Origin of the sequence: Nocardiopsis sp. TNDT3, from assembly GCF_003427465.1 — a bacterium.
Classification (GTDB): Bacteria; Actinomycetota; Actinomycetes; order Streptosporangiales; family Streptosporangiaceae; genus Nocardiopsis; species Nocardiopsis dassonvillei.
In genome coordinates this window covers 1-9,954 of record NZ_QPFC01000327.1, presented here as the reverse complement: position 1 = coordinate 9,954, position 9,954 = coordinate 1, and the positions used below count along the sequence as shown (strand labels likewise).

At 74.4% G+C, this 9,954-nt stretch carries 8 protein-coding genes; 5 read left to right on the top strand and 3 right to left on the bottom strand.

Annotated elements, in window-relative coordinates; all coding sequences use genetic code 11:
* Positions 1 to 56 precede the first annotated feature (56 nt).
* Complete coding sequence (locus tag DQW06_RS08890; protein WP_013153190.1) at positions 57 to 719, bottom strand: hypothetical protein; 663 nt, start codon at positions 717 to 719, stop codon at positions 57 to 59.
* A 230-nt stretch (positions 720 to 949) separates the two neighbouring features.
* On the opposite strand from DQW06_RS08890, the gene DQW06_RS08885 reads away from it, so the two are divergent.
* Positions 950 to 1,957, top strand: coding sequence for a MerR family transcriptional regulator (locus DQW06_RS08885; protein ID WP_041552683.1), 1,008 nt, complete (start codon positions 950 to 952; stop codon positions 1,955 to 1,957).
* A 157-nt stretch (positions 1,958 to 2,114) separates the two neighbouring features.
* On the opposite strand, the gene DQW06_RS08880 is transcribed toward DQW06_RS08885, so the two are convergent.
* Positions 2,115 to 2,948 (bottom strand): class I SAM-dependent methyltransferase, encoded by an 834-nt coding sequence (locus DQW06_RS08880; RefSeq protein ID WP_071622123.1) that lies wholly within the window; start codon positions 2,946 to 2,948, stop codon positions 2,115 to 2,117.
* Positions 2,949 to 3,024: 76 nt separating this feature from the next.
* Here DQW06_RS08880 and DQW06_RS08875 point away from each other — a divergent pair, with 76 nt between their 5' ends.
* The gene (locus DQW06_RS08875; RefSeq protein ID WP_013153193.1) at positions 3,025 to 3,624 is read left to right on the top strand and encodes a TetR/AcrR family transcriptional regulator; all 600 of its coding nucleotides are present in this window, start codon (positions 3,025 to 3,027) and stop codon (positions 3,622 to 3,624) included.
* Positions 3,625 to 3,654: 30 nt separating this feature from the next.
* On the opposite strand, the gene DQW06_RS08870 is transcribed toward DQW06_RS08875, so the two are convergent.
* Positions 3,655 to 4,524, bottom strand: a complete 870-nt coding sequence (locus DQW06_RS08870) for an NAD(P)H-binding protein (protein ID WP_117198276.1) — start codon at positions 4,522 to 4,524, stop codon at positions 3,655 to 3,657.
* A 404-nt stretch (positions 4,525 to 4,928) separates the two neighbouring features.
* On the opposite strand from DQW06_RS08870, the gene DQW06_RS08865 reads away from it, so the two are divergent.
* From DQW06_RS08865 to DQW06_RS08855, 3 genes are read left to right on the top strand one after another with little or no spacing between them, the layout of a single operon-like run.
* Positions 4,929 to 6,314, top strand: a complete 1,386-nt coding sequence (locus tag DQW06_RS08865; protein ID WP_013153195.1) for an MFS transporter — start codon at positions 4,929 to 4,931, stop codon at positions 6,312 to 6,314.
* A complete protein-coding gene (locus DQW06_RS08860) occupies positions 6,311 to 8,407 on the top strand; it encodes a molybdopterin oxidoreductase family protein (RefSeq protein WP_013153196.1) in 2,097 nt (698 codons plus the stop codon). The genes DQW06_RS08865 and DQW06_RS08860 overlap by 4 nt, the downstream gene beginning before the upstream one ends.
* Complete coding sequence (locus DQW06_RS08855; RefSeq protein ID WP_013153197.1) at positions 8,404 to 9,855, top strand: FAD-dependent oxidoreductase; 1,452 nt, start codon at positions 8,404 to 8,406, stop codon at positions 9,853 to 9,855. Before DQW06_RS08860 ends, DQW06_RS08855 begins: the two co-directional genes overlap by 4 nt.
* The last annotated feature ends 99 nt before the right edge of the window (positions 9,856 to 9,954 follow it).

Below are 9,954 nucleotides of genomic sequence, written 5' to 3'. Positions count from 1 at the left end.
CCGCGGACCGCAACGGTGCAACCCCCACCCGGCCCCGCTGGCCCACCGGGCTTCCCTCACCCCTGGGCCGCGGTGTCCAGCAGCCAGTTGTAGCGCAGGCGCAGGGCGCGCTCCGTGCTGGCCGCCGCGGCGCCGAGCGTGAGCGCGGTGTTGAGCCACACGGGCAGGTGGACGGGCGAGGTGAACGTCCCGAAGCGCTCGGCCACGGGAGGCACCCGGAAGACCGCCTCGGCGAGCTGGGGGACGAGCAACAGCGCGGGGACGACGAGTAGGAGCAGCGAGAGGACACCGATCCAGCGGCTCAGCACGGGGTGCCCGCGGTCCAACCGCGCGCGGCGCCCCTCGCCGGAGCGGCGGTCCGGGACGAGCTGGTGCTCGGTCCCCTCGTCGGTGACGTAGTGGCAGCGCCTGAGACCGAAGGCCGTCGCCGCCACCTCGATCACCCCGCCCCGCACGGGGAAGGCGGCGGGGAGCCCCGACTCGGCGTGGTGCCTGCCGTCGAGGTACAGGTGGGCCCTGCCCTTGCCGTCCTCCGAGAAGAACCGCTGCGTGTGGTCGACGTGGACGGCGTAGACCGTCCGCCGACCGTCGGCGTCGCCCAGCGCGAGGTAGAACAGGGCACGGGACGCCAGCTGCCACCACCGGAAGGGCTTCAGCGGACGACCGTTCCCGGGCCTGACCCGTCGCACGGCCCGACGCCGACGCCGCTCCTCGAACATCCGGGGCTCCCTGCCGTCTCGTGGACTATCGTTCCGTGTTTCGAACCTAGGCCGGAGCGGGCCTGTGACGGAGTGTCACGGATCATGTGTTCCCTGTGCGGTCCGCACGGGTCGGGCATGACAGATGTCATGCGGCGGGGGAGCGCGACCGTGCCGGTTCCGCGCCCGGCACGAACCCGCGCGTCCACCGGCTTGCATCTCAAGCCGCTTGAGGTACCACAGTGGCTCCCATGCACGACCACGAGCTGTACCCCATCGGAGACGCCGCGCGCCGCAGCGGCCTGAGCGTCAGCGCCGTCCGCTTCTACGCCGACGCCGGAGTCGTCGATCCCACGCACCTGACCGACGCGGGCCACCGCCTCTACGACATCGACACCATCGCCCGCCTGGAACTCGTCCGCACCCTGCGCGAGTTGGACACCGACCTGGAGGAGATCCGCCGGCTGCTCGCGGGCGGCACGACCCTGCACGACCTGCTCACCACCCACCTGGAGGTGGTCGAGCGCCAGGAGCGCACCATGCGGGCCAGGAGAGCGGTGCTGCGGACCCTGATCAAGCAGGGCGCCACGACCGCGCGGGCCGACCTGATGCACAAGCTCGTCTCGATGACCGACGAGGAGCGCGAGCAGGTCATCGACGACTTCTGGAACGACGTCGGCGAGGGCCTCGACGTCCCCGAGGGCTTCGTCGACCGGCTGCGCGAGATGCGCCCGGTCCTGCCCGCGGACCCCACGGCCGCCCAACTGGAGGCGTGGATCGAACTGGCCGACCTGGTGCGGGACCCGGAGTTCCGCGAGGCGGTCCGCACCTACCTGCGCGACACCTACTCCACGGACGTGGGCAGGAGCATCGCCAGCCCGCGGTTCCAGGACTTCATGTACGGGAGCGGGACCGAGCTCATGAAGGAGGTCCTGGCCGCGCACCGCGACGGTGAGTCCCCCCGCTCCCCCCGGGCCCAGGAGGCCATCACGCGCTTCATGGAGGAGGCCGCGGGGGTGTCCGACACCTCGCTCACCCGCGAGGTCCGCGACCGGATGGCCGAGGCGTTCCGGCAGATCCCCGATATCGAGCGCCAGATCGCCGAGGAGGACGCCGCCTCCGAGGACCCCGTCTACGACGACACCCACGGCCGGTACCTGTCCCTGGTGGCGGCGGTCAACGGGACCCCGCCCGAGGAGGACACGCTGCCCTACTCCTGGATCGCCGACGCCATGCGCGCCCCGGCCGCCGACTCCTGAGCACCGCACCGCCCCGGGCACGGCACCCGGGGCGGTGTCCGCACGCGTCAAGGAGGGAAGAATAGGGAGTCCCGGCGTGAGAGTGCGGAACCGCGCCCGATCGTTGCGAGCCGCTTCCGGGACATGGATTCAGCCCGCGGGAGCGGGCGCCGCGCCGTCAGGGCGTGGTCACCGTCCTGGACGCGGCCACCGCCACCGTCGTGTACCGCATGGTGAACGCGCCTCCCATGCCGTCGACGGCGGCGCCGACACCTTCCAGCACCCGCTCCTGGAGGTCCGGCGGAACCCAGGTGAGGATGCCGAAGGTGGGCATCTGGTCCAGCCACGCGTCCCGGGTGTAGGACCACTCCCAGTCCCACCGCCACCACTCGGGCTCACCGAACCCGCCCGCCTCCCGGATACCGTCGGCCACCCCGGAGAGCAGTCCGGTGTAGTCGCTCCGGCCCCGCGCCGTCATCCCCCGCGGGTCGAACGGCGAGTCGGGCACCACCCGCTGGTAGACGTCGGCGAAGGCCTGCGCCACCTCGGGCGGGAGCTCGAACACGTTCCAGAACGCCGCCAGCACACCGCCGGGGCGCAGCACCCGGGCAGCCTTGGCCGCTCCCGCGACCGGATCCGTCCAGTGCCAGGCCTGGGCGGCGACGACCGCGTCGAACTCCCGGCCGTCCGGGTCCCAGTCCTCCCAAGCGGCCACCTCCACCCCGACCCCGAGCCGACGCGCCAGCTCGGCCATCCGCTCGTCGGGGTCCACGCCCAGCACGCGGCAGCCCGCCGCCTGGAACTGCCGGGAGGCGATGCCGGTACCGCAGCCGACGTCGACGACGTCGGGCCCGGGTGCGGCGTCGGTGACGCGCTCCACCAGGGCGTCGGGATAGCGGGGCCGGGCGCGGTCGTAGCGTTCGGCGTCCGCACCGAAGGACTCCGCCATCCGTCGGTGCCGGTGGGGCTCGTGCGTGGAGGGCCGGGGCCCTTCCGGTGGTAGAGTGGGCATGTGCCCATTAATAGTGGGCATGTGCCCACTCGTCAACCGGGCGGGCTCGGGCGAGTCGGACGGAGGACACACGGTTATGCCCACAGGGACGGCCATGCGCGACGCGCGCGAGCGGCTGTTCGATGCCGCGGAACGCGTCCTGCTCAGGGACGGGCCGAGCGCGCTGACCAGCCGGGCGGTCACCGACGAGGCCGACTGCGCCAAGGGCGTCCTGCACCGGCACTTCGCCGACTTCGACGCCTTCCTCGCCGAACTCGTGGCCGACCGTATCGCCCGGGTCGAGACCTGCTCCGCCTCCCTGCGCGACCGCGCGGGGACCGGCACCGTCGCCGACAACCTCGCTGGCGCGCTAACGGACCTGTTCGGGCCGGTCGCCGTGACGATCGTCGGCCTGGTGACCTCCCGGGACGGCCTGCGCGCCCGGCTGCGCCGGACCACGCCGACCGGTGTTCCGCTCCTGACCGAGGCCGCCGCTGGAATCGCCGCCTACCTCGCCCGCGAGCGCGAACGGGGCCGCCTCGCGGACGAGGCCGACATCGACACACTCGCACCCACGCTGATCGGAGCCGGACACCTGCTCTTCGCCGACCGCGGGGGGACACCACCCGGCCCAGAGGCCGTCCACAGGGTCGTCACCGCGGTCATCGCCGATGTCGTGCGCGAACCTCCGCCGTGACCGGGAGGGGAGGGCGCGGCCCCGGGACGGTCACAGCAGGGGCCGCAGCTCGTCCTGGCACCAGGCGGCCAGGGTGGTCGGCGTCGTGGTCGCCGCGGTACGGGGCTGCTCGGGGGTGAAGTCCTCACGCAGCCCGGTGGACATGCCCATGACCGCCTCGACGGAGCCCGGCCCCAGGCCCGCGCCCGCGAGCACCTCGCGCATGCGCTCGTCGGGAACGCGTTGGGCGCGCACGCGGCGGCCCGTCACCTCGGTGACCACGGCCGCGGCCCGCTCCCAGCTCAGGTCGGCGGGTCCGTGCACGGCCCGCACGGTCCGGCCCGCCAGATCGGGGTTGAGCAGCAGGCCCACGGCCGTGTCGGCGATGTCGCGCGGCGCCACCCAGGGCATCGGACGGTCCACGGGCAGCACCACCGAGACGGTGCCGGAGCGGATGGCGTCCAGCTCCATCAGCAGGTTGGTGAAGAAGAAGCCGCACCGCAGGTGCGCCACGGTCGCGCCGGTGCCCTCCAGCAGCTGCTCGGTGCGGGCCAGCCCGTCGATCTCCCCGGCCCCGCCGCGCTTCTCCGCGCCGACGCTGCTCTGGAAGACGACGCGGGAGATCCCGTTGGCGGTGACGGCGCGGGCGGCGTGCGCGCCCATCCGGGCGTGCTCGGCGACCGGGTCCTCGGCCGGGACCGGCGGGCTCACCCAGTACAGCGCGTCCACGCCCGCGGTCGCGTCCAGGACCGCGTCCGCATCGCGCTGGTCCACGGCCACCGGGTCGACCCAGTCGGCCAATGCCGGGTCCAACCGGGCCGGGTCGCGCAGCAGCACCCGCGGGCGCACACCCGCGCGGACCAGGCCGGCCACCACGTGGCGGCCGACGTTGCCGGTGGGCGTGGTCACGGCGATACGCATGACGGACTCCTCGTGCTCGACACCAGTGCCCCCACGCTAGGAAGGAAAGCGGTCGGATTCCGGCCACAACCCACGCTTTCCGTTCCCTCGGCGGCGCGAATGTCCGGTACCTTCCGAGGGCGGCGCCCGCTCACGGCGGTCCGCCGCACCCGGGAGCCCCGGGACGGGAACGCCTGCGGGCGGCCCCGCCGCCGGCGGTGATCCGCACCACAACGCCCGCAAGGAGGCCCGCCGCGCCGTGAACGCCCCTACCCCCTCCCACCAGGCAGGACAGGGCTTCTCACCGCGGCCGCGCGCTCCGGGTGAGCCGACTGTTTCCCGCGTGTTACGGCTGGACACCTCCAGGCAACGCGGGCTCCCTACCTTCGGTTTCGTCAGCAGCCGTCGAGCAGGAAGGCACGGCCGTGGCCTCACAGACTGGCCCGCGCGCACCGCGCACCGGTAAGAGCTGGATCTCCGCCTGGGACCCCGAGGACGAAGGGTTCTGGAACGGCGGCGGACGACGCGTGGCCCGCCGCAACCTGTGGGCCTCCATCGCCTCCGAGCACATCGGCTTCTCGGTGTGGAGCATCTGGTCGGTACTCGTGCTCTTCATGATCCCCGAGCACGGCTTCTCCACCACCCCCGAGCAGAAGTTCCTGCTCCTGTCGGTGGTCACCCTGGTCGGCGCGATCCTGCGCGTGCCCTACACCCTGGCCGTGCCCGCCCTCGGCGGACGCAACTGGACGGTCATCTCCACCCTGACCCTGGCCGTGCCCACCGTCGCCGCCTTCTTCCTGGTCCGCGACCCCGACACCCCCTTCTGGCTGCTGCTGGTCCTGGCCGCCACCGCGGGCGTGGGCGGCGGCAACTTCTCCTCCTCCATGGCCAACATCAACTCCTACTTCCCCGAACGGGAGAAGGGGTGGGCGCTGGGCCTGAACGCGGGCGGCGGCAACATCGGCGTGGCCACCGTCCAACTCGTGGGCCTGGCCGTCATCGCCCTGTTCACCACCTCCGCCGGACACCTGGTCCCGCTGTTCTACGCACCGCTGATCCTGCTGGCCGCCTGGTGGGCGTACCGGGCCATGAACAACCTGGTCCACGTGCGCAACGACGTCTCCGCGCAGCTGTCGGCCGTCCGCGACCGCCACTTCTGGATCATGTCGCTGCTGTACGTGGGCACCTTCGGCTCCTTCATCGGCACCGGGTTCGCCTTCGGCCTGCTGCTGCAGTCCCAGTTCGGGCTGGCGCCCGTGCAGTCCGCCGCGATCGCCGTGCTCGGCCCGGTCATCGGCTCCCTGATCCGCCCCGTGGGCGGCAGGATGGCCGACTCCCTGGGCGGGGCCCGCGTCACCCTGTGGGTCTTCCTGGCCATGGCCGCCTGCGCCGCCGTCCTGGTGCTCTCCGTCCAGGCCGCCCACCTGGCCCTGTTCATCGGCGCGTTCGCGGTGATGTTCGTCCTCACCGGCCTGGGCAACGGCTCCACCTACAAGATGATCCCCTCCCTGTACGCCGCACGCGCCGAGGACGCCATCGCCGCCGGGGAACCCCGGGAACAGGCCCTGGCCCGCACCAAGCGCGTGGCCTCCTCCGTGCTCGGCCTCATCGGCGCGGTCGGCGCCCTGGGCGGGGTGGGAGTCAACATCGCCTTCCGCGAGTCCTTCGCCGCCACCGGCTCCACCGCCCCGGCCTTCGTCGTCTTCGGCGCCTTCTACCTGGTGTGCGCCGCCGTCACCTGGGCGGTCTACCTGCGCCGCCCCGCCGCCGCCCCGGTCGGCGCCGCCAGCGTGGAGAGCGCCGACCGATGACCACCACGCACTGCCCCTACTGCGCGCTCCAGTGCGCCATGCACCTGGAGCCCGGCCCCGACGGGCGCCTGGCCGCCCGCCCCGCACCCTTCCCCACCAACCGCGGGGGACTGTGCCGCAAGGGCTGGACCTCCGCCGAGGTCCTCACCGTCCCCGACCGCCTCACCCGCCCCCTGGTACGCAAGGACCGCGGCGCCGACCTGGTCGAGACCGACTGGGACACCGCCCTGGACCACGTCGCCGAACGCCTGCTGGCCCTGCGCGCCGAGTCCGGCCCCGACACCGTCGCGGTCTTCGGCAGCGGCGGCCTGACCAACGAGAAGTCCTACACCCTGGGCAAGTTCGCCCGCCTGGCCCTGGGCACCTCCCAGATCGACTACAACGGCCGGTTCTGCATGTCCTCGGCCGCGGCCGGGGGCACGCGGGCCTTCGGCCTGGACCGGGGGATGCCCTTCCCGCTGACCGACGTCGGCGAGGCCGAGGTGGTCCTGCTGGCCGGGGCCAACCCGGCCGAGACCATGCCGCCGATGATGGGCCACCTGTCCGCGCCCGCCCTCATCGTCATCGACCCCCGCCGCTCGGCCACCGCCCAGGTCGCGCTCTCCGACGGCGGCATGCACCTGGCCCCCCGCCCCGGCACCGACCTGGCCCTGGCCCTGGGGCTGCTGCACGCCGCCCGCGTCCAGGGCTGGTGCGACGAGGAGTTCCTCACCGAGCGCACCACCGGGTTCGAGGCCGCATGGGAGCACGCCGCCGCCTGGTGGCCCGAACGCACCGAACAGGTCACCGGGGTCCCGGCCGCCCGCATCCGCGCCGCCGCCGACCTGCTGGGCCGGGCCGCCCGCAACCGCTCCGCCTACGTCCTGACCGGACGCGGCGCCGAACAGCACGCCAAGGGCACCGACACCGTCTCGGCCTGGATCAACCTGGCCCTGGCGCTGGGCCTGCCCGGCCGCCGGGGCTCGGGGTACGGGTGCATCACCGGCCAGGGCAACGGCCAGGGCGGGCGCGAACACGGCCAGAAGGCCGACCAGCTCCCCGGCTACCGCAGGATCGACGACCCCGCCGCCCGCGCCCACGTGGCCGGGGTGTGGGGCGTGGACCCCGACGCCCTGCCCGGCCCGGGCCGCTCGGCCTTCGAACTCCTCGACGCCCTGGGCAGCGGCGGCGGACCGCGCGCCATGCTGCTGTTCGGATCCAACCCCGTGGTCTCGGCCCCCGACACCGCGCGCGTACGCGCCCGCCTGGCCTCCCTGGACCTGCTGGTGGCCGCCGACTTCGTGCTCTCCGAGACCGCCGCCACGGCCGACGTCGTGCTGCCCGTGGCCCAGTGGGCCGAGGAGGGCGGCACCATGACCAACCTGGAGGGGCGCGTCCTGCGCCGGACCCGGGCCGCCGCCCCGCCCGAGGGGGTGCGCACCGACCTGGAGGTGCTCTCCGCGCTGGCGGTGCGCCTGGGCCAGCCCGCCGACCGCTTCCCCACCGACCCCGACGCCGTCCTGGCCGAACTGGGCCGGGCCTCGGCCGGGGGAGCCGCCGACTACTCCGGCGTCACCCCCGAACGCCTGGCCTCGGGCGAGGCCCTGCACTGGCCCGTGCGCGCGCAGGAACCGCCCACGCCCCGGCTGTTCCTGGACGCCTTCGCCCACCCCGACGGGCGCGCCCGCCTCGTCCCGGTCGCCCACCGCCCGCCCGCCGAGGACACCGACGCCGACTACCCCCTCGTGGCGACCACCGGACGGCTGATGGGCCACTACCAGTCCGGCGCCCAGACCCGCCGCGTCGGCGAACTGGCCCGGGCCGAACCGGAGGCGTACGTGGAGGTGCACCCCGACACCGCCGCGCGCGCCGGACTCGCCGCGGGCGACTGGGCCCGCGTCACCTCCCGGCGCGGCCACACGCGCGCCCGGGTGCGGCTGGTGCCCACCGCACGCCTGGACACGGTGTTCCTGCCCTTCCACTACGCGGGCGCCCAGTCCGCCAACAACCTGACGAACCCGGCGCTGGACCCCACCAGCCGCATGCCCGAGTTCAAGGTGAGCGCGGTGCGGCTGGAACCCGAGGACACGCACACACCAGGAGGCAGCAGTTGAGCACCGTGCAGGGCGCGTCCCCGCGTCAGATCGTGGTCGTGGGCAACGGGATGGTCGGCGCCCGCTTCGCCGAGGAGACCGCACGCCTGGACCCCGACGGAGAACGGGTCCGCGTGAGCGTGGTCGGCGCCGAGCACCACCCCGCCTACAACCGGGTCCTGCTCTCGGGCGTGGTCGCCGGGGACTACACCCCCGAGCAGATCCGCCTGCCCGTCCCCGACACCCCCGGCGTCACCGTGCGCACCGGCACCACCGCCACCGCCCTGGACACCGAGCGGCGCACCGTCACCCTGGACGACGGCAGCACGCTGCCCTACGACGAACTCGTCCTGGCCACCGGGGCGCGCGCCTCCTTCCCACCGGTCACCGGGGTCGCCGGACCCGACGGCGCGCCCGGCGACGGGGTGACGGCCCTGCGCGACCTGGACGACTGCCAACGACTGCTCGCCCTGGCCCGCCCGGGCGCCCCCGTGGTGGTCCTGGGCGGGGGCGTCCTGGGCCTGGAGGCCGCCCGCGGCCTGGTCGGACGCGGCATGCGCGTGTCGGTGGTGGAGTCCTCGCCCTGGATCATGCGCCGCCAGATCGACCAGCCCGCCGCGCGCATCCTGGCCGAACGCTACGCCGCCCTGGGCGTGACCGTGCACTCCTGGCGGGTGGCCGCCCGCTGGGTTCCGGGCACCGGCCTGGAACTGGACGACGGCCGCGTGCTGCCCGGCGACGCCCTGGTGGTCACCGCCGGGGTGCGCGGCAACATCGAACTGGCCAAGGACGCCGGTATCGAGGTCGAGCACGGCGTCATCGTGGACGACCGCCTCGCGACCTCCGACGCCCGCGTGCACGCCATCGGCGACTGCGCCCAGCACCCCGGCGGCGGAGCCGGACTCATCCAGCCCGGCTGGGAGCAGGCCGCCGTCCTGGCCCGGCGCCTGACCGGCGCCGCACCGCACGCCCTCTACTCCGGGGCCAGGCCGCTGACCCGGCTCAAGGCGGAGGGGATCGAGCTGACCGCGTTCGGGCGGGTGCACGAGGAGGACGCCGACGGCCTGGAGACGGTGACCATCAGCGACCCCTACGGCGGCCGCTACGCCAAGCTGTCGGTGAGCGAGGAGAAGGTGGTGGGCGCGGTGCTGCTGGGCTTCCCCGAGGCCGCCGCGACCCTGGCCCAGCTCTACGACACGGGCGCCCCGGTGCCCGCCGACCGGCTGGCGCTGCTCCAGGGGCTGCCGACCGCCGCTGCGGAGCAGGCCGACGGCGCGGCCGCCGATGCGCTGGTGTGCCGGTGCAACGCCGTCAGCCGCACCGAGATCGAACAGGCCTGGCTGGACGGAGCGCGCACCCGCGAGGCCATCGCCGAACGGACCCGGGCCACGACGGGCTGCGGGGGGTGCGTGCGGGACGTGCGGGCGCTGCTGTCGGGGATGCAGGGCCAGGCCACCGCGGGGGTCTGACCCCGGGGGACGCGGCCCGGAACCTCCCCCGGGCCGGACGGACGGGGGACGCGGCCCGGGGGAGCCGGGCGCGCCCGGGCGGAGCGTCCGGCCCCGAAG